Below are 23,695 nucleotides of genomic sequence, written 5' to 3' on the forward strand. Positions count from 1 at the left end.
CGTTGAACTGGGACTTTCGTTGACCGCTGGACATCCCTGCCGATCACCCGACCCGGCCTGGGCCGGCGGCGGCAGCGCTCCACCGCGGTCCTAGTGCCGCGGATCACGCATTTCCCCGGCGGCTCGCGCGTGTCGCGGGTCAGTCGGCGGCGAGGTAGGCGACGGCGTCGAGCATGCGTTCGCCCGCGGCACGCAGGTCGGCTAGGCCCGGCCCGGCCCGCAGCACCTCACGCGACACCGCGGGCCACAGCCGGTGCGACGCTGCCCCACCGAGACCGGCCAGTGCCTCAGGACGCCCGCCCTGGGCCCCGACGCCGGGCACCAGGACCGGACCACCCACCTGGCTCAGATCGGGCGGGTCGGGGACGGTCGCACCGACGACCACACCCACCGAGCCCGCGTTGACACCTTGGTTTGCAAGCGCGACGTCGTCGACGATCAACTGGGCGACCGTGCGTCCGCCGGCATCGGCCCGTTGCACCGTCGACCCCTCCGGGTTGGAGGTAGCCGCCAGCACGAACACCCCGCGGTCATGTGCCGCGGCGACGTCCAGCAGCGGCCGCAGCGAGCCGAACCCCAGATAGGGCGACGCCGTCACGGCGTCGGCGGCCAGCGGCGAGTCGCCGGCCCACGCTGTCGCATAGGCGGCCATCGTCGACCCGATGTCGCCGCGTTTGGCGTCGGCGAGCACCAACACGCCGTTGGCCCGCAGCGCGGAGGTGGTGCGCTCGAGCACCGCGAAACCGGCCGACCCGTACGCCTCGAAAAACGCCACCTGGGGTTTGACCATCGCGAACCCGGCGTAGGCCTCGACGCAGACATCGCAGAACGCGGCCAGGCCGTCGGCCGTCGCCGGCAGCTCCCAGGCCCGCAACAGCTCGGGGTGCGGATCGATGCCCAGACACAGCGGCCCGCGACCCGACCGTGCCTGCGCCAGCCGGGCCCCGAAACCGGTCACTTCCTGGTACCGATGGCCTGATGCAGCTCCTGCAGTGACTGCACCCCAATGTCGCCGCGGATCCCGGCCTCGATGCCCTGCACCGCGGCCGAGGCGCCCTGAACCGTGGTGATGCACGGAATGTTGACCGCCACGGCGACCGACCGAATCTCATAGCCGTCCACCCGTGGCCCGGAGTTGCCGTAGGGCGTGTTGATCACCATGTCGACTTCGCCGGCCCGGATCGCGTCCACCGCCGACATCGGCGGGCGGCCCTCCTGCGGATCCTCGAAATGCTTCCGCACCTCGTCGCACGGAATTCCGTTGCGGCGCAGCATTTCTGCTGTACCTTCGGTGGCGAGAACGCGAAATCCCAAGTCGGCCAGCCGTTTCACCGGGAACACCAGTGATCGCTTGTCCCGGTTGGCAACCGAGACGAACACGGTGCCCCGCACCGGCAGCGAGCCGTAGGCGGCGGTCTGGCTCTTGGCGAAGGCGCTGCCGAAGTCGCGGTCGATGCCCATCACCTCGCCGGTCGACTTCATCTCCGGACCGAGCAGCGAGTCGATGGCCGCGCCGTCGGCCCGCCGGAACCGGTTGAAGGGCAATACCGCTTCCTTGACCGCGATGGGAGCATCGGGCGCCGCCTTGCCGCCGTCGCCCGCTGCGGCCAGCATCCCCTCCTCGCGCAACTGGGCGATGGTGGCACCCAGCATGACGCGGGCACAGGCCTTCGCCAGCGGGACGGCAGTGGCCTTGGATACGAAAGGAACGGTACGGCTCGCCCTGGGGTTGGCTTCCAGCACGTACAGCACGTCGTCCTTGAGGGCGTATTGCACGTTGAGCAGGCCCACCACGCCGATACCGTGCGCGATGGCCTCGGTCGCGGTGCGCACCTTCTCGATATCGCTGCGGCCCAACGTCACCGGCGGCAGTGCGCACGCCGAGTCGCCGGAGTGGATCCCGGCCTCCTCGATGTGCTCCATGATTCCGCCGATGTAGACCTCGGTGCCGTCGCACAGCGCGTCGACGTCGATCTCCACCGCGTCCTCGAGGAAGCGGTCGACAAGCACCGGATGTTCGGGTGAAAGTTCGGTGGCCCGGGTGATGTAGCCCTCGAGGGTCTCCTCGTCGTAGACGATCTCCATGCCGCGACCGCCCAGCACATAGGACGGGCGCACCAGCACCGGATAGCCGATCCCGGCGGCGATGCGCCGGGCTTGCTCGAATGTGGTTGCGGTTCCGTACTTGGGCGCGGGCAGCCCCGCGGTGTGCAGCACGTCGCCGAACGAGCCGCGGTCCTCGGCCAGGTCGATGGCTTCCGGCGGGGTACCGACGACGGGGACCCCGGCGTCGGCGAGCCGTTGCGCCAGGCCCAACGGAGTCTGGCCGCCCAACTGGACGATCACCCCGACCACACCCGGACCGCCGGTGCCGGACTGTTCTTCGGCGTGGTAGACCTCGAGGACGTCCTCGAAGGTCAGCGGTTCGAAGTACAGCCGGTCGGCGGTGTCGTAGTCGGTGGACACCGTCTCCGGGTTGCAGTTGATCATGACGGTCTCGAAACCGGCCTGGCTCAACGTCGTTGCCGCATGTACGCAGCTGTAGTCGAACTCGATGCCCTGCCCGATCCGGTTGGGGCCAGAACCCAGGATCAGCACCTTGGGCCGCTCGGTCTGCGGGGCCACCTCGGTCTCGGCGGCCGGATCGAGTTCGTAACTGCTGTAGTGATAAGGCGTCTTGGCCTCGAACTCGGCGGCGCAGGTGTCCACGGTCTTGTACACCGGATGAATGCCCAGCCGCTCGCGCAACGACCGCACGCCGCCTTCCCCGGCCAGTTCCGGCCGCAGGGCGGCGATCTGGCGATCGGACAGACCACAGTGCTTGGCATGCCGGAGTAGCTCTGCGTCCAGCACCGGGGCGTCGACGAGTTCGGCACGCAATGCCACCAGTTCGTCGATCTGGGCGACGAACCACGGGTCGACGCCGCTGGCCTGCGAAACCTGTTCCACCGAGGCGCCCAGCCGCAGTGCCAGTTCGATGTCGTAGAGCCTGCCCTCGGTCGGGGTGTGCAGTCTGGTCAGCACGTCGTCCACGGAACCTTCGGTGTCCGGCTTCGTCCAGAACCCGGCCCGGGTGGTTTCCAGCGACCGCATCACCTTGCCAAGCGCCTCGACGAAGTTGCGGCCCAACGACATTGCCTCGCCGACAGACTTCATGGTGGTGGTCAGGGTGGGGTCGGCACCGGTGAACTTCTCGAAGGCGAAGCGCGGCGCCTTGACCACGACATAGTCCAGCGTCGGCTCGAAGCAGGCCGGCGTTTCCTTGGTGATGTCGTTGACGATCTCGTCGAGGGTATAACCGATCGCCAGTTTGGCGGCGATCTTGGCGATCGGGAAACCGGTCGCCTTGGAGGCCAGGGCGCTCGAGCGCGACACCCGCGGGTTCATCTCGATGACGATGAGCCGACCGTCCTTGGGGTTGACCGCGAACTGGATGTTGCAGCCGCCGGTGTCGACCCCGACCTCGCGCAGGATGGCGATGCCAAGATCACGCATCCGCTGGTATTCGCGGTCGGTCAGCGTCATCGCGGGCGCCACGGTGACCGAGTCGCCGGTGTGCACGCCCATCGGGTCCAGGTTCTCGATCGAACACACCACCACCACGTTGTCGTGGCCGTCGCGCATCAGCTCGAGCTCGAATTCCTTCCAGCCGTAGATCGATTCCTCGATCAGCACGTTGGCGCTGGGACTGGCGGCCAGCCCGGCGCCGGCCATCCGGTCGACCTCGTCGACCGATCGCGCCATGCCCGAACCCAGCCCGCCCATCGTGAAGCTGGGCCGCACGACGACCGGCAGGCCGAGTTCGGCGACCGTTTCCCGGACTTCTTCCATGGTGAAACAGACACGGCTGCGGGCGGATTCGCCACCGACCTTGGCGACGATGTCTTTGAACTTCTGGCGGTCCTCACCACGCTGGATGGCGTCGAAGTCGGCGCCGATGAGTTCGATGTCGTAGCGTTCCAGCGCCCCGTTCTCGTACAGGGCGACCGCGGTATTGAGGGCGGTCTGCCCGCCCAGGGTGGCCAGCACCGCATCGATCTTGTTGCCGCGCTCGGCCTGCTGGGCGATCACCCGCTCGACGAAGGCCGCGGTGATAGGTTCCACGTAGGTGAAGTCGGCGTACTCCGGGTCGGTCATGATGGTGGCCGGGTTGGAGTTGATGAGGCTGACCTGCAGCCCCTCCGCGCGCAGCACCCGACAGGCCTGCGTGCCGGAGTAGTCGAATTCGGCAGCCTGTCCGATGACGATCGGACCCGAGCCGATCACCAGCACGTGGTTGAGATCAGTGCGCCTCGGCACTAGCGATTCCCTTCCATCAGGTCGACGAACTGGTCGAACAGGTATTCCGCATCGTGGGGCCCGGCGGCGGCCTCGGGGTGGTACTGCACCGAAAAAGCGCGCCCGTCAACGAGTCTGACGCCTTCCACCACCCCGTCGTTGGCGCAGGTGTGGCTGACCTGCGCCCGGCCGAACGGTGTGTCGAAGGATTGACCGGCCTCCCCTTCCAAGGCGAAGCCGTGGTTCTGGGAGGTCACCGCGACTCGCCTGGTGGCATGGTCGATGACCGGGATGTTGATGCCGCGGTGGCCGAACACCATCTTGTAGGTGGACAGGCCCAGCGCACGGCCCAGGATCTGATTGCCGAAACAGATTCCGAACAAAGGCATTCCGGCACCGAGTACCTCGCGGGTGAGCGCCACGGTGTGGTCGGCGGTGGCCGGGTCGCCGGGGCCGTTGGACAGGAACACACCGTCGGGTTTGATCGCGGCGATCTGGTCGAAGGTCGCCGAACTGGGCAGCACATGGCTGCGTATCCCGCGACGGGCGAAGTTGCGCGGCGTGTTGGTCTTGATGCCCAGGTCCAGGGCGACCACGGTGTAGCGCGCTGTGCCGTCGGGTTCGACGACGTAGCTCTGCGGCGTGCTGACCTCACCCGCCAGATCGGCACCCAGCATCGGCCGCTGCCCGCGCACCCGCTCGACCAGCTGCTCGGGCTCGGCCAGCGCCGGACCGGAGAACACACCCGCCTTCATCGAGCCGCGACTACGCAGGTGGCGCACCACCGCCCGCGTGTCGATTCCGGCGATTCCGACGATGCGCTGGCGGACCAGCTCGGCCTCCAGCGTGCCGGTGGCCCGCCAGTTGGAGGCGCGCGGCGACGGGTCGCGCACCGCGTAACCCGCCACCCAGATCCTGTCGCCCCGGCTCTCGGCGTCCTCGTCATTCCAGCCGGTGTTACCGATCTGCGGGGCGGTGGCCACCACGATCTGGCGGTGGTAGCTGGGGTCGGTCAGCGTTTCCTGGTAGCCCGACATGCCGGTGCTGAAAACGGCTTCGCCCAGCGTCTGACCGATCGCGCCGAAGGTGGTGCCGGTGAAGACGCGGCCGTCCTCGAGTACCAGCAGAGCCTTACTCATCTGCGCCACACCTCACGCGGCCTCCTCCTGTGTCCAATTGACGTACTCGTCCCGGTTGTTGGCCCGGAACCCGGTGTCGATCTCGGTGCCCGACGGCAGCCGCCACCGGATAACCAGAATGCCGTGGCGCGGCACCACCTTCCCGGCGATTCCACGTTCGGTGCGAATGGCAACGATGGACGTCTCGGGAATCCAGATCGGCTGAGCGCGAATGCGTTCGAGCAATATTCCGTCGGTGTAACGGGTCAGCACCGCCCTGCTGCGATAACCGAGATCACCCACGGCGACCCGGTCGTTCCATTCCGGCGCCAGGGTGCAGCCGCAGTAGAGGCCGCGGGTGGTGACGGAGGCGGCGCCCACCTCGTCGGGCACGGCCGGCAGCGACCCGACCATCTCGACCTGCGCCGCGGCCCGTCGCCGCCAGCCCCGCATCATCAGGTGGATCGCCACCGCGAGCGCCACCACCAGCACGGCCGCGAAGATCAGCGATCCCACCAGCGTGCCTGAATTCATACCGGACTCTTCCCGTCCCGGGCGGTGATCTTGCCGCGCAGCAGCGTCGCCGTCACCGTGGCCGGCAGTGTCATCGACTCGAAAGGGGTGTTGTCCGATCGGCTCGCCAGCTCGGACCCGATGACCGTCCAGCGGGCTTCGGGGTCGACGACGGTCAGATTCGCCGGCTCGCCCACTTCCAGGGGACGGCCGTGGTCGGGCAAACCGACGATGCGGGCGGGGTTCTCGCTCATCACCCGGGCCACATCACGCCAGCTCAGCAGGCCCGGCTGCACCATCGTCTGCACGACCACCGAGAGCGCCGTCTGCAGCCCCAGCATCCCGGGGCGCGCGGCGGCGAACTCGCAACACTTCTCGTGCTCGGCGTGCGGGGCGTGATCGGTGGCCACACAGTCGATGACCCCGTCGGCCAGCGCCTGGCGCAGCGCCAGCGTGTCGGAGGGCTCGCGCAACGGCGGGTTGACCCGGTTACGCCCGTCATACCCGAACAGCCGCCCGTCATCGAGCAGCAGGTGATGCGGTGTGACCTCGGCGGTGATCGAAATGCCTTGCTGTTTAGCCCATTTCAGGATCTCAACGGTGCCCGCGGTGGAGGCGTGGCAGATGTGCACCCGGGCGCCCGCGTCGCGGGCCAGCAGGGCGTCGCGGGCGACGATGGACTCCTCGGCGGCCCTGGGCCATCCGGCGAGCCCGAGGCGCGCGGCGGTGGGTCCTTCATGTGCCACGGCGCCCACCGTCAGCCGGGGCTCTTCGGCGTGCTGCGCGATCAGTACCCCCAGGCCGGTGGCGTATTCCAGAGCCCGGCGCATCACCAGGGGATCGTGGACACAGATACCGTCGTCGGAGAACATCCGCACCTGGGCGACACCGGCGCTCATCATGCCCATCTCGGTCAACTCGACACCGGCCAACCCGACGGTCACCGCCCCCACCGGATGCACGTCGACCAGACCCACCTGGCGCCCGCGATGCCATACATGGTCGGTGACCACCGGGCTGTCGGCGACCGGGTTGGTGTTGGCCATCGCGAACACCGCCGTATAGCCGCCCAGAGCGGCTGCCGCCGAACCGGTTTCGATGTCTTCGGCATATTCGCGCCCGGGCTCGCGCAGGTGGGTGTGCAGGTCGACGAACCCGGGTAGCAACACCTGACCGGTGGCGTCGATCACGTGGGCGGTATCAGGAATGTCCAGACCGGCACCGATCTGGGCGATCTGGCCGTCATCGACCAGTACGTCGACCCGGTCCCCTTCGCCGTACAGCCGGACGCCCCGAATCAGCACGCTCATGCCGCGACTTCCTCCGCCCCCACCAGCACATGGAACAGCACCGCCATCCGCACGTGCACTCCGTTGGAAACCTGTTGCAGGACAGCCGATTGCGATGAATCGGCTACCGAGGACGAGATCTCCATGCCGCGCAACATCGGCCCCGGGTGCAACACCACGGCATGGCCTGGCAGCAGCGCCTGGCGGCGGGCGGACAGGCCGTACAGCGTCGAGTATTCGCGCACCGACGGGAAGAACCCGCCGTTCATGCGTTCGGCCTGGACCCGCAGCATCAGGACTGCGTCCGCGGCCGGCAGTTCCGCGTCGAAGTCGTTGGAGACGGTGACCGGCCAGCCCTGCACGCCGCGCGGCAGCAGGGTGGGCGGGGCCACCAGCACAATCTCGGCGCCCAGCGTGTGCAGCAACATGACGTTGGAACGGGCGACCCGGCTGTGCAGGATGTCTCCGACGATCACGACGCGCCGTCCCTCGATTGCGCCGAGCCGCTGCCGGATGGTCAGTGCGTCCAGCAGCGCCTGGGTGGGGTGCTCGTGTGTGCCGTCGCCGGCGTTGATCACCGAGGGCGCCCCATCGGCAACACTGGTCCACTCGGCCAGCAGGTGCGCGGCACCGGAGGCGGGATGCCGGATGATCAGCGCATCGGCGCCGGCGGCCCGCAGCGTCAGCGCGGTGTCGCGCAGCGACTCGCCTTTGCCCACCGACGACCCGGAGGCGCTGACGTTGACCACGTCCGCGCTCATCCACTTGCCCGCCACCTCGAACGACACCCGGGTGCGGGTGGAGTTCTCGTAGAACATCGTCACCACGGTGCGGCCGCGCAGCGTCGGCAATTTCTTGACGTCGCGCCCCACCAGCGCCTGCGCGAAACGGTCGGCGTCATCGAGGATCGCGGTGGCCTCGTCGCGGGTCAGATCGCCGGCGGCCAACAGGTGCCTTGGGGTCATCGGGTGATCACCACGCCGTCTCGTCCGTCGTCTTCCTTGAGTTGCACGTGCACGCTTTCGTTTCGAGAGGTGGGCACGTTCTTTCCGACGTAGTCGGCGCGTATCGGCAGCTCGCGGTGGCCGCGGTCGACCAGCACCGCCAGCTGTATGGCCCGCGGCCGGCCCACGTCACGCAGCGCATCGAGAGCGGAACGGGTGGAGCGCCCGGAGTACAGCACGTCGTCGACGAGGATCACCAGCGCATCGTCGATGCCGCCGGCCGGGATCGAGGTGGTTTCCAGCGGTCGCGGCGGTTTGATCATCAGGTCGTCGCGGTAAGGCGTGATGTCCAGGGAGCCGTGGCCGACTTGCACTCCGCTGTATTCCGCGATGTTGGCGGCCAGGCGGCTGGCCAGGGTCACCCCGCGCGTCGGAATCCCGAGTAGTACGACTCGCGGGGAGTCCGGGTTGTCCAGCGCGGTCTTTTCGATGATCTGGTGCGCCATGCGGGAAATGGTGCGACCGACATCGGCCGCTGACATCAATTCCCGCGGATCACTGGCACCCATGCGAGATCTTGACCTCCTTCTCCGCCTCTCCGGACGGATCGTTAAAGGATGTCGACTGCCGGGCAGCCTAACACGGTTTGGGGATGGGTATGCGAGGCGCTCAGCGCTGTCGATCGCCGACTGACCTACTGGCCGAACGAAATTTCGAGCAGGATCTTCTTCTGCTCGGTGTATTCCTGTTCGCTCAGCAGTCCCGCGGCGCGCTGTGCGGCGAGGTCGCGGATCGCGGCGGCGACGCCGGTCATGACGGTCCGCGGCGCGGGCACTACCTCGACGTCCTCGGCCGGCGCATCCTCGGTGCGACCGGTGAGCCGCGCCGGCCCGGCGTTTGTCTGACCGTTCCCGGCAGCCGGTGGGCCGGCCCCCGCCTGTCCGGCCATAGCGGCAGTTCCCATCTGGTTCAACGTGTTCGCCGCGCCCAATTCTGCTGCCGGCCCCGCTGCCGCGTTCGCGCTCGACAACGGAGTGGCCAGTGCGGTCGAACGTATTTCGGTTGCGGCAGTAGCGATTTGGGTCCAGCTCGGCGGCACAGTCAATTTCCCGACCATGTTCGCCTCGCCGAAGGCCGCTGACATCGTCGGCGTAGGAATCCCGCCAGGGGATAGTCCCGGAAGGCGCTTCAGAAACGGCTGCACGGGCGCCGGCCCGGTACCCGGATAGGCCTCTATTCCGTCCCAATCGCTGAAATTCTCATCCTCATCGACACCCGAAATAGTGGAGTACGCGGCGAAAGGAAAATCCCCGAATGAACCAACCACATCTGCCGGTATGACCGCGACGAGGGCCGTTGTGTCGATTGGTGCAACGAAAAGGAGGTCGACGAAGAGCACCAGGAGTTCGAACTGTTCGAACCAGGCAGGTACCGCCATCGCGGACAACGCCTGCGGCACAACCGATATGGCATCCTGCACATTGCCGGCGAGGGTGCCGATTTGGCTGATCGCGGCGGCTTGGCCGGCCGTCCCGCCCGGGTCGGTGTTCTGGTGCGGAGAGGTAAACGGAGTCAGCACGACCGCGGCTGCTGAGGCAGCTGCGTAGTTGTACATCGCCAGGCTGTCCTGCACCCACATCTCGGAGTAAAGCGCCTCGGTGGCCGCGATCGCCGGCGTGTTCTGTCCCAAAAAATTAGTCGCCACCAGCGCTGCCAGCAGGCTGCGGTTGGCGGCTACCTCCGGTGGCGGCACCGTGGATGCGAACGCCGCCTCGTAAGCGGCGGCCGCCATCCATGCTTGGGCGGCGGTTTCCTCGGCTTGCGCGGCGGTGGCGCTCAGCCATTCCACATACGACCCGGCCGCTACGTTCATCGCCGCGGACGACGGACCCGACCAAGCCCCCTCGGTAAGTTCGGACACCGCCGACTGATATCCAGACATCGCCATATACAACCCGTCGGCCAAACTGTCCCAGGCCTGCGCAGCGGCCAGCATCGGCCCCGGTCCCGGACCGGCGTACATCCGACCGGAGTTGATCTCCGGCGGATAGATCCCGAAATCCACTGCTGCGCATACCTCTTCTCAATTACCACGACAGGTGCCCGACGGGAGGTTCAGCGACCGAGCAGACGGTTCTTCTGCTCGGTGTATTCCTCGTCGGTCAAAATCCCCTCGTCGCGGAGCTTGGTGAATTCACGTAGCTCGGCCGCGACTCCGGTGACCACAGCCCGGGGCTTGTCGTTGGGCACCTCGCCGTTTTCGCCAGCTGCCGCTTTGTCACCGGCGGTCGCTGCGGTTCTGGCGCGAGCGGGCGCGTGTGCTTTATCAGCCGCCTTGCCGCCACCCCGGCCCCTGCCGGTGCCAACGGTTCCGGCCATGGCTCGTCCGGCCAGTCCCGCCAGTGCCATCTGAGCCAGCGTGCTGCCCGAGCCGGCTTCCGCCGCCGGTGCGGCGGTGACCTTCCCTGCGGCTTCACTCAACGCCGGCAGCGTGTAGGCGACGGGGCGCACGGCCGGGGTGGCAACGGTCCACGCCGGCGGCACGGATAACACCCCGACGATGTTCGCCTCACCCAGACCGGCCGACAGCCTCGGCGGCGGCACCGTGCCCGCCGGCGGGTTGAGCGGCGCCGCCGGGAACGGCTTCGCTGGCGCCAGCTCAGGGCCCGGAAAGGCCTCCACGTCATCCCAGCCGCTAATGATCTCGTCGGTGTGCAGACCCACCAGGGTGCCGTAGACGGCCACCGGAAAAGCTATCACCCCGAGCGCAGCGGCAGGCACGCCGATAGCGAGGGTAGCGATGCCCGCTGATACGCCGAAGATAAGGGCGGACAGATCGGCCAGCAGGCCCAGCAGGAACAATGGGTCGTCCATGGCCGCTGCCGGGGCCGCCGCGCTCTGCAGCGCGCTGGGCACCGCGGTGAAGGCTTGCTGGACCGTGTTCGCCACGGTGCCGATGCTGGTGGCCTGGCCGGCGGCGGCGGCTTGGTCGGCCAAGCCGCCCGGATTAGTGGTCGGCGCGGGTGGGTTGAACGGCGTCAGCGCCGTCGCCGCGGCTGATGAGGCGGCGTAGCCGTACATCGCCGCCGCGTCCTGGGCCCACATCTCCGCGTACTGCGCTTCGGTGGCCGCGATCGCCGGGGTGTTTATTCCGAACACATCGGTCGCGATAAGGATCATCAGTTGACTGCGGTTGGCCGCCACGATCGGCGGCGGAACCGTCGCGGAAAACGCGGTTTGATAGGCAGCGGCCGCGGCCTTGGCCTGCGCAGAGGTTTCTTCGGCCTGTGCGGCGGTGACTCGCAACCACGCCGCATACGACGCCGCTGCAGCGCTCATCGACGCCGACGACGGCCCCAACCAGGGGCCGGCAATCAATCCCGATACCACCGCTTGGTACGAATCAGCCGCCGAATTCAGGCCGGCAGCGAGCGCAGCCCACGCCTCGGCCGCGACCAACAACGGTCCCGACCCAGCACCGGCAAACATACGGGCCGAATTGACCTCCGGCGGATAGCTCCCAAAATCCATGGATGGTGTCCCCCTATAGTGCACCAAGGTTAACGCGAGCTTATCGGCACCGCTGATGGTTCGCGACCGGACGGCGAAACCCGCGCGAGTCCGCTACATTGGCTGGACGGGTGGCGCAGTGCATTCGGTGACGGTTGCGCCGCAACCATTTTCGTCACTTCACCAACTTCGCAACATCAGTCTCTCGGTTGGTAACACATGCGTGGTGTGCGCCATGACAAGGAACGGCCGCGCTCTCAACGCGGAGAAGGGCGCCGCCCGCCCAAACGGGCCTACCCTGGCGGGAATGAGCTCTCCTGGTTCCTCTCCACACATCGATTTCGACGCCCTCTACCGCGGCGAGAGTCCGGGCGAAGGCCTCCCCCCGGTGCCGACCCCTCCGTGGGATACCAAGGCGCCCAAGGAGAATGTCATTGCGTGGCACACCGCCGGATGGGTGCACGGTGACGTGCTCGACGTCGGCTGCGGGCTGGGTGACAACGCGATTTATCTGGCACAGCACGGATACCCGGTGACGGGCCTGGACATCTCCCCGACCGCCCTGCAGACCGCGCAGCGGCGCGCTCACGACGCCGGCGTCGAGGTCAGGTTCGCGGTGGCCGACTCGACCCGACTCGGCGGCTATACCGGTGCGTTCGACACCGTCATCGACAGTGGCATGTTCCACTGCCTCGACGACCACGGCAAGCGCAGCTACGCCGCCGCGGTGCACCGCGCCACCCGGTCGGGCGCCACCCTGCTGATCAGCTGCTTCTCCGACGCAGATCCTGCCGACGAGGAGTGGCCGCGCCCCTCGGTATCCGAGCAGACACTGCACGACGTGCTCGGCGGGGCGGGTTGGGACATCGAGTCGGCCGATCAGGTCACGCTGAGCCGCGAGATGCACGGCGCCGAAGTCGAGATGACGTTCTGGTATGTGCGCGCGCGGCGACGCGATTCAGCCGGGTAAGCCAACCGCCCCAGAGCTGCCGAACAGCGCCCCGCTGGCGCCGCCGATTCCGCCGGCGGCGTCAGCCCCGTCCGGCCCACCGCTGTTGCCGGCACCACCAGAGCCGCCGGCACCGCCAGCGCCACCGTTGCCGATGTATTGAGCACTGCCGCCGTTGCCCCCGGCGCCACCATCGCCGCCGTCACTCTGGGCGCCGACGCCGTTGTTCCCGCCACCACCACCGGCACCGCCAGCGCCACCATTGCCGCCGTTGCCGTACAGCATTCCGGCGCCGGCACCTTGGCCGCCTTTGCCGCCGGCACCGCCGTCGCCGCCGGCGATTCCGAGGGCGTTGCCTGGGCCGATGCCGATCCGGCCGCCGTTGCCGCCGCCCCCGCCGGACCCACCGGCGCCGCCATTACCGATCAATGTGCCGGCGGCACCGCCGCTGCCGCCGGCCCCGCCCCTACTGCCGTTACCACCGGCGCCATTGTCACCACCGCCTCCGGGTCCCCCGTCACCACCGTTGCTGCCGGCCCCGCCGGAACCGCCCGCCCCACCATCGCCGAACAGCCGAGCCGAACCGCCGTTTCCGCCACCGCCCGCGGCGCCGGCGGAACCTCCGGCGGCACCCGCGCCGCCCGTGCCGGGGCCGTTGCCAAGCCCACCGGACCCGGCGTTGCCGCCCTGCCCGCCGATCCCGCCGGCCCCGCCGGCCCCGCCGTTGCCGTACAGCATTCCGCCGTCGCCGCCTACGCCACCGGTGCCGCCCACCCCGCCGATACCACCGGCCCCGGCGGCTCCGCCGACGTTTCCTCCGGTGCCGGTGCCACCCAACCCGCCGACCCCGCCGGCGCCACCGACTCCACCGACCCCGCCGTGTCCGGACAGCAATCCGCCACGAGCACCGGCCCCGGCGGCCCCCCCAGCGCCGCCGTCGCCGGCAGCCCCGCCAGGCGAGCCCGCTCCGAACGGGTCACTACCGGCGCCACCGGCCCCGCCCTGCCCACCGGCGCCACCGACCCCGCCGTTGCCGATAAATCCGGCGACTCCACCGGCCCCACCAACACCGCCAACGCCGCCGTCCCCACTGGGTATTGCGAAATCATTTGCGGCGACCGCCCCGCCGGCCCCGCCGGCCCCCCCAGCGCCGCCTGCCCCACCGCTGCCGAACAACGAACCGCCAGAACCGGCAGCACCACCCGCACCGCCCAGGCCCCCGATACCGCCCGAAGACCCGACTATCGCCCCTTGACCGCCGACCCCGCCCTGTCCGCCGGCCCCGCCGTTGCCCCACAGGCCCGCATTTCCGCCGGCGCCGCCTATTCCGGCGGCTCCGCCAGCAGCGCCCGGCATATTGCCATCGCCGCCCAAACCGCCTCCGCCGCCGTCACCGCCCACCCCCCCGTTACCCCATAGCTGCCCGCCGTGCCCGCCCGCACCACCGGCCCCACCGGTACCACCAGTGCCGCCAAACCTCAACGGGTCTTGAAAACTCGCGTTTGTACCGCCGAGGGCACCGACCCCGCCTATGCCTCCTGCCCCACCCTTACCGATCAATCCGGCCGCACCACCGTTGCCACCGTTTCCCCCGGCCCCACCAGTTACCGCAGGGTTGGGACCCACTTCACCCTTAAAGCCGGCACCGCCGAAGCCGCCGGTGCCGCCGTGACCGAGAAGCCAGCCGCCGGCACCGCCATTGCCGCCGGCGCCACCGGCCATACCGAACTCTGAGTTCGCGCCGAGCCAGCCGTTCCCGCCATTACCGCCCGCCCCGCCATTGCCGATCAAGCCCGCGGCACCACCATTGCCGCCTTTCTGACCTGCCCCGCCGGACCCACCGGCCCCACCGTTGCCGTATAACAGACCACCGGCCCCACCGTCGGCCCCGGTCCCCGGCGCGCCGTCGGCACCGTTGCCGATCAGCGGCCGGCCCAGCAACGCCTGGGTGGGCGCGTTCACCGCGTTCAGCAGATTTTGCTCGAGACCCTGCAGCGAGAACAGATTAGCCGACTCGGCGGTCGCATACGACTCCGCACCGGCCGCCAAGAGCTGAACAAATCGCGCATGAAACGCCCCGGCCTGCGCGCTGAACGCCTGATACGCCTGGCCGTGCGCCTCGAACAATGCCGCGATGGCCGCCGATACCTCGTCGGCGCCCGCAGCCAGCACGCCGGTGGTCGCCTCCGCCACGGCCGCATTGACAGCGGTTACCGCCAACCCGATCCCGGCCGAATCCACCGCCGCCGCGGATAACGCCTGTCCTACGGCCACCACGTACGACATTGCTGTCCTCCAATCCATTCACCGGCGACATTTAGTTAGCGATATTCACTTTCACACCACAATCAGTGAAGGCGAATCCCCACGGCGTTGACACGCATGCGATCAGTGCAGCGTATAAATATACGCACCAATTGGACCATGCGTTATATATCAGAAATTGAAGTGTTATAAAAAAGTTATAATCACAAAGGCCCCTGCCAACTCGCTTTACAAAATGGCCAAAATGCCATTTGGAAGTATTCCAGTTTCCGCGTTGCCGCAAGAATGGCGCGGCCGCGCATTCACTCAACCGCTCAACCAGCTTGGTCAGCGGTCAGGGTCGCACCCCCGCCGGCCTTCGTGCGCCCACGCGAGCAGATCAGGCGGCGCCAGCTGGTTGATGCGGTCGTTGTAGCGCCGGTACTCGGCGTGCCCGAAGTACTGCTGCCACTCCCCGCAGCCACCCCTGCGGAAGAATCGTTCGTTGCTGCGCCAGATGCCGTCGGTGGTGTTGGGTGCCACCTCTGCGGCGTGTGACCGCATCGCGCCCAGCGATGCGTACCCGGCCAACTCCTGAGCGCGGGCGGGGCTGACGTCGATCCCGAGGACCCCGGCCAGTTTCTCCAACTCGCCCACCAGGTCCCGCTGATAGTCGGCGTAGTGGAACAACGCGACATTGGGCAGGTGCCGTCGCTCCCAGGTCTTGCCGAACTGGTCGAGGATGTTGGCGAGCGTGCCGATTCCCCTGGGCGGCGCGAAGCCCACCCCGGGGGGCGGGTGCGCGGGCCCTTCCATCCAGTCCCGAAACTCCTCGACCGGGCCACGCTGGGCCGGCTCGTGGACGGGTTCCGGTCCGGGCGGCCCAGGCCGGTGCCGCGCGGGTACGGCAGCGTCGTGTAGAGCCCGCACCCGGTCCCGGTCCATGTTGGCGGTCTGGTGATACATCGACACCGCGGCATCCCTGGGATCGCGCCCGACGCAGATGTAGGTGACGCGGTCGTCGAGTTCGAGTCCGTCCAGAGGGGTGTGGGTCTTGATGAATCGACGGTGGGTCTGGGCCTCCAGGACGGCGACCACGTCGTGCAGCGGGCGGATGGTCTGGTCGAACCACGGCGACACCGTCGACAGCGGGCCCGGTAGCTCCGGCCCGTCGAAGACGAGCAGGGACACCAGGCGCTGCGTCCAGGTCATGCCGCACTTGGAGGGGGTGGTGATGATGATGTCGCCGGCACGCAACGACAACGCGTCCCACCGCGTGTTGTCGGTCATCAGCGATCGATACAGGACACGGTTGATCACGACGGCCTCCGGATGATGTCGAACAGGATGCCCTCGACGGTGACCCCCGGCGCGAAGGCGAAGGCCACGCCCGTGGAGATCGGTTTGGTCGATTCCGTCTGCAGCACCATCATTTCCAGCACGAAGATCAGCGATACGCTCAGCATGTTGCCGAACCGGGCAAGCACCTCCCAGCTCTGTGCGGCCGCTTCGGCGGGTATGCCGAGCGAGCCCACGGACTGTTCGATGATCTTGGGGCCGCCCGGATGGACCGCCCACAGATCGACGTCGGATTTCGCCAACCCGTTGTCCCGCAATACCTCCGCGACCACGGGTTCGACTCCGCGGTAGATGTACTCGGGCAGCTGCTCGGACAGCTCACAGGTGATGCCATTGTGATTGACCCCGAGCACGATGCCGTCCTCGGCGTCGTCGAGCAATCGGGTGAAACTGCTGCGGATCACCACACTGCCCGCAGGCAGCGGGCACTGCACCTGACCGGCGCCGATCACCATTGCCCCGCAGCCGTCGCCGAACAGGCTGTGAATGACGGCGTCGTTGACGTCGTCGGCGAAAACGGCGTTCACCGAACATAATTCGATGCACACCACCAACGCCTTCATACTCGGATGGGCACGCACGTACGTCGCGGCGGTACGGACGGCGTTCATGGCGGCCGCGCACCCCATGAAGTTGATGACGACGCGCGACACCGACCGGGACAGACCCAGTTGCTTGACGACCGCGACATCGACTCCCGGGGCGACGAACCCGGTGCTGGTGACGAGTACCAGCAGCCCGATCTCCTCCGTTCCGTACGGCAGGCCGGCCAAGGCCCGCCTGGCGGTGTCGACCGCCAGCGGAACCGCGTTCTCGAAGAACAGGTTCATCCGGTCCCGGACCGTACCCGGAGTGCGCCGGAACGCGTCGAAGCCGGGGTCCAGTGGATCGACCGCCATTCGGCGGGTCTGGATCCGCGTATGCCGGTAGAGCCGTGGAATCCGTTCCCGCTGCTGCGGATTGATGAACAGTCCGGCCACATGATCGGCGGCCGCCGCCTGCGTAACCTCACGCTGCGGGCCACCGGTCGCGATGCCCTCGATGACGGCCACCGTGGTCGGTGGGGCCGGCGGCAGCTGGGCCAGGCCAACCTCAGCGTGGCCTGCGTTGGGCAGCACGGTGCCGCCCTCGGTGGCGGCGCTCATACCGACCCGATTCCGACGAATCCGCCGATGACGTAGTCGACGCTCGCCTTCCAGGCCGCAGGCGAAAAGTGCTCGCGGAGCACGCCCCAGTGGTGTTCCCTGGCAACACGCGACGGTGACAGCAGATATGTGCGGCACAGTTTGGGCAAGCGGTCGGTGACGAAGCTCTTGGCCGGCAACCACTCGACGCCGGACTTGGCCGCCTCTTCGCGCAACACGTCCTCGGTGACGATATTCGCGAACCCACTGCGCTGGAACGGAAGAACGTGATGGACCCGGTGCGAACTCAGCCCGGCCGACAGAAAGCAGTCCACGTAACGGTTGCCGATGACCGTCAGGTCATTGGCGTGCTCGACCTGGTCGACGCCCCAATCCGTGCCCACCTTCGGCACGGCCGCGTCATCGCCGTCCTCATCCTCGAACTCGTGGCTGGCCACCACCAGGAAGGTGCTGATCCACAGAGTCGCCACGAATTGCAGAGCCCAGGCCCAGAAGTCGCCGACAGCAAGGAAAACCACCATCTCGGTCACCAGCAGCAGCCGCACCCCGGATGACCCGAGGAAGTGTGGCAACGCGTTGCGCCAGCTTCCATACCCCTCTTCGACACCGACCTTGCGCGTCATGTTCCAGACGTCGGCGATGCGGATGGCCATGCCGGTCACCAGGTGACCGAACTTGTGCAGGGTATGCACCGGAACCCGATAGAGCCGAGGCAGCCGCATCATCATCGTGAACACGTTCTTCTTGATGTCGACGTCGCTTTGGGTATACGGATGATGCAGCAGGGTATGTCCGTCTGCGACCACCAGTGCCAGGGCCACATAGTTCAAGTCAAAGGTATTGGACAACACCCGATTCAGCCCTCGTTGGGCACGGTGCAACGCGTAGTGGCCATACCCCACCAGCGAGCTGCGCAACAGCACCATGGCAATCACGAAGGCCCACAGGGGCATCCACCGAGGTTCGGACAGTCGCACGCCCTGAACCGCGAAATAGGCGACGGCGAGGGTGGCCACCACAATGTTGAAAAGCCGGTCCATCCGCTTGATTCGGGCGGCCAGCGCGGGCTCCGTCAGCCGCGCCTTGACGCGGTGCATCAGGTCTTCTTGGTCGTCGAAGCGATACTTCGGGGTGTCGCGCCAGCTGTTGAAGTCGTCCTTGAAGAGAAACGGCGGTGCATTGTGCTTGGGGTGGATGTCGCGCGGTTTCGCGTCGCGACCCAATGAGTATCTCTGTTCCAGGATTCGCTCGACGACCGTCGGGTCGCGATGATATGAGGCGATAATCGCAGTGATGTCACGGTTTTTGGTGCGCCCGATGAAGAAGGCGCCACCGGGATGCTTGGCTATCCAATCACTGAGGTCATAGGCTCGCCCGTTGTACACCCACACATCGGGAAGCACCGGCGGCCTGCCGGGCGGCGGACCAGGGTGTGGGCCGGGGCCACGCTCCTGAACTTCAGGGAGGTCGTTGGTCATTCGTGCTCCTCCAGCTCTGTTGGGGTGCGATCGGCTGCGCGCCGGCGTGTCCGGCGAGCTGGCCCCAATAGTGGGAGCGCGGCCTCAAAGGATTCTCGTCGGATTCTCAACGGACTGCGGATCGCGAAAACACCGCTGTCTCAAACACGCTCACCCGAACCCGAGCGTGGTCCCAATCCCCCGCACCACCTCAAGGCCGCCACCCACCGGTCGAACAACGGACGAGAACCGGCCCGGAGCACGAGCGTCGTCGTGCGCGTTCGGGGCCGGCTCTCAATCCGGTGTTCACTTCGTCTAGGTCTGGTTCAGAGGCCTGATGCAGAGCCCGCTATCCGGTCGGGTTCGGGATGGTCACCGGGGCACCCCAATTGGACAGGGTGATGGTGACGTGGCCCTGGTCCTTATCGAGCACCATGCGCACCAGGTAGGGGCTCGGCGGCGTTCCCGGCGCTCCCGGCGCCTTCACGTCGGCGATGTACAGGGTGATGGGCAGCGCTCCGCCGCCCTTGCCGATCTGCGGCACCAACGGGTCGATGACCGCCGCGTCGATCATTCCCGTGACCTTGATGGTGGCTACCCCGTCGATCGTTTCACTGCCACCGGACTGCGGGTTGGTGACCTTGCCGATGACGGCGCCGATGCCCTTCTCCTTGTCCAGGACGACACCCGGGTCGTAGATCTTGTCCGCGGGCCCCATCGACGTGTAGGCCCCGGCCTCGTTCTTGGTGTACATCGTCTTGTTGGTGACGACGAATTGCTTCGGCACCGCCGGTGTCTTCGGCTGCAGCCTGATCATCGCGTCGCCGACGGCCTGGCCGTTGCCTTCCGGTTGGTTGGTCACGTCAGCGTTGACGGCCTCCATCGGCAAGGTGGTGATGTTGGTGGTCTGCAAGTTGACGTGCAGTGAGCGCAGCCCGGTAGTCGCCTTGGATGCGTCCTGCAGGAGTTGCTGTGCTTCCGGTGAAGGGGCCGCAGAGGTCCCGGATGCACCGGAGGTCGCCGCGGACGACGTCGCCGCGGAGGTTGCGGAGGTACCCGAAGTCTGGGGGGATCCCGTCGAGGACTTGTTTCCGCATCCGGCGACCGCCGCGACGACTGCCGCCGCGAACACGATCGCCACAACTGGTGTCGAGGGTCGGCGGGAGACAGGTCGGTGTGAGATTTGCGCTTGTGACATCAAGCCATTCATGGCCAGCCTTTGCTGAGTTGTCCAACCGGTGGTGATGAGCAGCGAGCCGCGACCGAAGCGGTGCGGCCTGAACGGGCGCAGCATCCAGGCCTCGTTCAGCGGTTGCGGACCTCGGTGACTGCACACCCGCACCCTGGTTCACCAGCAGCGACGATGCGCCCAACGGCACGCCGCCACCCACCCAGCACGTTCCCCAGATTGCTTTTGCCGGAAACGCGACATTAACACGCGGCGGGAACGCTGCAAACCGATTCACCGAAGTAACTGCGCGCCGGTTGCGGTCCGGTGCGCCGGTCCTCCCGGAACTTTGCGGCGTTCACACATTTTTCACATCCCGTACGGGGTGGTCCCGCCGCCGTGCCGCTACTTCGACGGGCTAACCTGTCCACGGTGAATCTCGACGGCAATCAGACGACCCTGCGTGAGGTCTGCGACGCCGGACTGCTATCGGGAGCGGTCACGGTGGTATGGCAACGCGGAGAATTGTTGCAGGTCAACGAGATCGGTTACCGTGACGTCGAAGCGAAACTTCCGATGCAACGCGACACTCTGTTTCGCATCGCATCCATGACCAAACCCGTCACCGTGGCCGTCGTCATGAGCCTGGTCGACGAGGGCAAATTGGCCCTCACCGACCCGATCGCGCAGTGGGTTCCAGAACTCGCCGGTGTGCGGGTACTGGACGACCCGCACGGCCCACTGGACCGCACCCACCCGGCCCGGCGTCCCATCCTGATCGAGGATCTGCTCACCCATACCAGCGGCCTGGCCTACGGCTTCTCGGTGTCCGGTCCGATCTCCCGGGCCTACCTGCGGCTGCCGTTCAACCAGGGCTCGGACGCATGGCTGTCCGAACTGGGCGCCCTGCCCCTGGTGCACCAGCCCGGCGAGAAGGTGACCTACAGCCACTCCATCGATGTGCTGGGCGTAATCGCGTCCCGCATCGACGGGAAGCCGCTGCACGAGGTGTTTCAGGACCGGGTGCTGGCCCCGGCGGGGATGCCCGACACCGGGTTCTTTGTCACGCCCACCGCGCGAGCGCGCGCAGCGACCATGTACCGGCACGACGAGCACGACCGGTTGCGCCACGACGTGATGGGGCCACCGCATGTCAAACCTCCGTCGTTCTGCAACGCCGGCGGTGGGCTGTGGTCCACGGCCGACGACTACCTGCGCTTCGCGCGAATGTTGCTGGGCGACGGTTCGATCGATGGTGTCCGGGTGCTGTCCCCGCAGTCGGTGCGCCTGATGCGCACCGACCGGCTGACCGGCGAACAGAAGCGGCACAACTTTCTCGGCTCGCCGTACTGGGTGGGTCGCGGATTCGGCTTGAACCTGTCGGTGGTGACCGATCCAGCCAGGGCCACGCCGTTGTTCGGGCCGGGCGGCGTCGGCACATTCAGTTGGCCCGGCGCCTACGGAACGTGGTGGCAGGCCGATCCGGCCGCGGACCTGATTCTGCTGTATCTCATCCAGTACTGCCCCGACCTGACGGTGAACGCGGCCGCAGCGGTTGCGGGCAATCCGGTACTGGCCAGACTGCGTACCGCGCAGCCGAATTTCGTCCGCAACACCTACCGTGCGCTCGGGCTGTGATGGGCGGCTATTCCTACTCGCGACCACCAACCCATCTGGAAAGCCCGCGGCTGTTGCTGCGCCCGGCAGCGGTTGAAGACGCCGACGAGATATTCGCCAGCGTGGCAGGCGATCCCGAAGTCACCCGGTTTCTGCTCTGGACGGCCCATCCGGATGCGCTCGAGACCCGGCGGGTGCTCGTCGAACAGCTGATGTCGCCGAAGAACGACCGCAACTGGGTGATCACGTCGCGCCGCAACGGCGAAATCGTCGGTTTGATCAGCTGCCGCCGCCCGGTGAGCCACTCGGTCGAGATCGGCTATTGTCTCGGTCGGCAGTGGTGGGACATGGGTTACATGTCCGAAGCGCTCAAACTGGTGCTGACCGGGCTCGCAGCCGATCCCTCCGTGTACCGGGTCTGGGCGACATGTCACGTCGACAATGCGCGGTCATCGCGGCTGTTGCAACGAGCGGGATTCGCTTTGGAAGGGCGGCTGCGGCGCCACGCCGTCTACCCCGCTATGGGACCTGATCCGCACGACAGCCTGATTTACGCGAGGATTCTGCGCTGAACTCTCAGGCCACATCGAAATTCTGACCGGTGGTGCGGGAATTGTAAGGCCTGCCATGACCTTCTGCCTGGCCGCAATGGATGTCGCCCGCTGGGGGGTCGACATCCCGACGGTTCACACCTGACGGACACGGCGGTCGACCTGGCCCACCATCAACGAGGGGCGAACTTCAGTAGCCGTTTGCTGGCCCGGTCGGTGACGAATACGTTGCCCACAGCATCGACGGCCACGTCGTAGGGATCCGTCAGCCATTCGAACAACGGATCGGTGGATGACTGCGCGCCAGCAGCCAACATCATGATCCGGTGATTACCGCTGTCGACGACGTAGACGGTGCCCTGGGAATCCACCGCCACCCCTTCCGGAGCCGAAAGTTGCGAGAAAGGAAGTTCCACCGGCCCGCCACCGGCCGCGAGCTTGAACACGCGATTGTTGACGCGGTCAGAGACATAAACGTTGCCGGAATTATCGATGGCGACGTCGGCGGGCGAACCGTTGTCCGGAAGCTTGAATATTTCGGTAGCCGTCTCGGCTCCGGCTGGGAGCCGCAACACCCGTCCGGAAGCCGGTTCGGTGACGTAGACCGTGGCCGCCGAGTCCACCGCCACGCCGCCGGGTGTCACGCCGCGCAGCGGCGTAGACCCGGTGACCTCGGTGCGCCGACGGTCGGGTTGGTCTCTCACCTCATACACCCAGAGTTGACCACGGTCGGTGACATACCACTTACCAGGGCCGCCGACCGCCACGCCGTTGGGCGCCGCGAGCAGCCGGGGCAGCATGTCGGTGACGCCGACCAGGTCCGGACTGATGCGCAACAGGCGCCCGGACATGGCGGTCGAACCCGGCAGCAGCGGCCCCGTCGGCAACTCGGGAATGGCTGGTGGGCCTATCGTCAGTTCCGGGAGTGAATGCGTCGACGGGGCCGGGGGCGGTCCGTCGCAAACATAGACGTTGCCGTCTGCGGCCACCGCCACACCGCGCGGACTGTCGAGGTCGACGAAAGGCACCTGCGGCAGCGCCGGCGCAGCCTCCACCGCCTCCGCCTCACCTGCCTTGTCGCTTTGCACCACCACGACCGACAGCCAGAGACCGAACGCGATCAGCACCGCCGTGGACAGCATGGACTTCGCCGACTTCGACCCGCCACCGGGGATCAGGACCGCCGTCGCGGGGTCGGCCGGATCATAGTGAACCTGCACTTCGGCGCCGGCGGGATAGCGATCCGCCAGCTCCATCGCCTGCTCCCGGGAGCCGGCGGATTGCTCGAGTTGCAATACGTCGCCCTGGTACGCCACCCCGTTCACTTCGTACCGGTAGCGAACGGCCAAGTCTCGATCGCCGTAAACTTCGGAGCGAGCCACACTGCCGGGCACTGTTGGCCAGGTGCGGCTGCGCTGACTCCGCCGCCATCGGCGAATGTCCTTGACCGCGGCGAAGATCCCGGATCCGACGCACCCGACGCCGACCACTAGGTACGGCCAATGATCGATCATCTCCGAGCCCTCAGCAATTCAGGTGCCTAATTTACCTGG

Annotated in this window: 18 protein-coding genes; 3 read left to right on the top strand and 15 right to left on the bottom strand. The window is 67.3% G+C overall.

Annotated features, from left to right (window positions below; all coding sequences use genetic code 11):
• Positions 1-139: 139 nt before the first annotated feature.
• From pyrF to AC5Y7D_RS07120, 9 genes are all read right to left on the bottom strand, one after another.
• Positions 140-958 carry an orotidine-5'-phosphate decarboxylase gene (gene pyrF, locus AC5Y7D_RS07080; RefSeq protein WP_499922588.1) on the bottom strand — a complete coding sequence of 273 codons (819 nt, stop codon included), beginning with the start codon at positions 956-958 and terminating at the stop codon, positions 140-142.
• Complete coding sequence (carB, locus tag AC5Y7D_RS07085) at positions 955-4,299, bottom strand: carbamoyl-phosphate synthase large subunit (RefSeq protein ID WP_499922589.1); 3,345 nt, start codon at positions 4,297-4,299, stop codon at positions 955-957. The genes pyrF and carB overlap by 4 nt, the downstream gene beginning before the upstream one ends.
• Positions 4,299-5,417, bottom strand: coding sequence for a glutamine-hydrolyzing carbamoyl-phosphate synthase small subunit (gene carA / locus AC5Y7D_RS07090; RefSeq protein WP_499922590.1), 1,119 nt, complete (start codon positions 5,415-5,417; stop codon positions 4,299-4,301). The genes carB and carA overlap by 1 nt, the downstream gene beginning before the upstream one ends.
• Positions 5,418-5,429: 12 nt before the next feature.
• On the bottom strand, positions 5,430-5,930 hold the full coding sequence (locus AC5Y7D_RS07095; protein WP_499922591.1) for a PH-like domain-containing protein: 501 nt from the start codon (positions 5,928-5,930) through the stop codon (positions 5,430-5,432).
• Positions 5,927-7,219 carry a dihydroorotase gene (locus AC5Y7D_RS07100; protein ID WP_499922592.1) on the bottom strand — a complete coding sequence of 431 codons (1,293 nt, stop codon included), beginning with the start codon at positions 7,217-7,219 and terminating at the stop codon, positions 5,927-5,929. Before AC5Y7D_RS07100 ends, AC5Y7D_RS07095 begins: the two co-directional genes overlap by 4 nt.
• Positions 7,216-8,163 (bottom strand): aspartate carbamoyltransferase catalytic subunit, encoded by a 948-nt coding sequence (locus tag AC5Y7D_RS07105; protein ID WP_499922593.1) that lies wholly within the window; start codon positions 8,161-8,163, stop codon positions 7,216-7,218. The genes AC5Y7D_RS07100 and AC5Y7D_RS07105 overlap by 4 nt, the downstream gene beginning before the upstream one ends.
• Positions 8,160-8,711 (bottom strand): bifunctional pyr operon transcriptional regulator/uracil phosphoribosyltransferase PyrR, encoded by a 552-nt coding sequence (gene pyrR / locus AC5Y7D_RS07110; protein WP_499922594.1) that lies wholly within the window; start codon positions 8,709-8,711, stop codon positions 8,160-8,162. Before pyrR ends, AC5Y7D_RS07105 begins: the two co-directional genes overlap by 4 nt.
• A 125-nt stretch (positions 8,712-8,836) precedes the next feature.
• The gene (locus AC5Y7D_RS07115) at positions 8,837-10,207 is read right to left on the bottom strand and encodes a PPE family protein (protein ID WP_499922595.1); all 1,371 of its coding nucleotides are present in this window, start codon (positions 10,205-10,207) and stop codon (positions 8,837-8,839) included.
• A 50-nt stretch (positions 10,208-10,257) separates the two neighbouring features.
• On the bottom strand, positions 10,258-11,673 hold the full coding sequence (locus AC5Y7D_RS07120) for a PPE family protein, SVP subgroup (RefSeq protein WP_499922596.1): 1,416 nt from the start codon (positions 11,671-11,673) through the stop codon (positions 10,258-10,260).
• A 286-nt stretch (positions 11,674-11,959) separates the two neighbouring features.
• Here AC5Y7D_RS07120 and AC5Y7D_RS07125 point away from each other — a divergent pair, with 286 nt between their 5' ends.
• Entirely contained in the window at positions 11,960-12,622 is a 663-nt protein-coding gene (locus tag AC5Y7D_RS07125; protein ID WP_499922597.1) for a class I SAM-dependent methyltransferase, read from the top strand.
• Here AC5Y7D_RS07125 and AC5Y7D_RS07130 read toward each other — a convergent pair.
• The 5 genes from AC5Y7D_RS07130 to AC5Y7D_RS07150 form a co-directional block, all read right to left on the bottom strand.
• Positions 12,611-14,887 (bottom strand): PE family protein, encoded by a 2,277-nt coding sequence (locus tag AC5Y7D_RS07130; protein ID WP_499922598.1) that lies wholly within the window; start codon positions 14,885-14,887, stop codon positions 12,611-12,613. The genes AC5Y7D_RS07125 and AC5Y7D_RS07130 overlap by 12 nt on opposite strands.
• A gap of 306 nt (positions 14,888-15,193) precedes the next feature.
• The gene (locus AC5Y7D_RS07135) at positions 15,194-16,135 is read right to left on the bottom strand and encodes a sulfotransferase domain-containing protein (RefSeq protein WP_499922599.1); all 942 of its coding nucleotides are present in this window, start codon (positions 16,133-16,135) and stop codon (positions 15,194-15,196) included.
• A 26-nt stretch (positions 16,136-16,161) separates the two neighbouring features.
• On the bottom strand, positions 16,162-17,349 hold the full coding sequence (locus tag AC5Y7D_RS07140; RefSeq protein WP_499922600.1) for a type III polyketide synthase: 1,188 nt from the start codon (positions 17,347-17,349) through the stop codon (positions 16,162-16,164).
• Positions 17,346-18,827, bottom strand: a complete 1,482-nt coding sequence (locus AC5Y7D_RS07145; RefSeq protein WP_499922601.1) for a fatty acid desaturase — start codon at positions 18,825-18,827, stop codon at positions 17,346-17,348. Before AC5Y7D_RS07145 ends, AC5Y7D_RS07140 begins: the two co-directional genes overlap by 4 nt.
• Positions 18,828-19,155: 328 nt before the next feature.
• Positions 19,156-20,016 (bottom strand): LppX_LprAFG lipoprotein, encoded by an 861-nt coding sequence (locus tag AC5Y7D_RS07150; RefSeq protein WP_499922713.1) that lies wholly within the window; start codon positions 20,014-20,016, stop codon positions 19,156-19,158.
• A 390-nt stretch (positions 20,017-20,406) separates the two neighbouring features.
• Here AC5Y7D_RS07150 and AC5Y7D_RS07155 point away from each other — a divergent pair, with 390 nt between their 5' ends.
• The gene (locus AC5Y7D_RS07155) at positions 20,407-21,612 is read left to right on the top strand and encodes a serine hydrolase domain-containing protein (RefSeq protein WP_499922602.1); all 1,206 of its coding nucleotides are present in this window, start codon (positions 20,407-20,409) and stop codon (positions 21,610-21,612) included.
• Positions 21,612-22,163: a GNAT family N-acetyltransferase gene (locus tag AC5Y7D_RS07160; protein WP_499922715.1), complete on the top strand. Its 552-nt coding sequence runs from the start codon at positions 21,612-21,614 to the stop codon at positions 22,161-22,163. Before AC5Y7D_RS07155 ends, AC5Y7D_RS07160 begins: the two co-directional genes overlap by 1 nt.
• A gap of 152 nt (positions 22,164-22,315) precedes the next feature.
• Here AC5Y7D_RS07160 and AC5Y7D_RS07165 read toward each other — a convergent pair whose 3' ends face one another.
• Positions 22,316-23,656: a DUF3592 domain-containing protein gene (locus tag AC5Y7D_RS07165; RefSeq protein ID WP_499922603.1), complete on the bottom strand. Its 1,341-nt coding sequence runs from the start codon at positions 23,654-23,656 to the stop codon at positions 22,316-22,318.
• Between the last annotated feature and the right edge of the window lie 39 nt (positions 23,657-23,695).

Source organism: Mycobacterium sp. NGS49, from assembly GCF_059812565.1.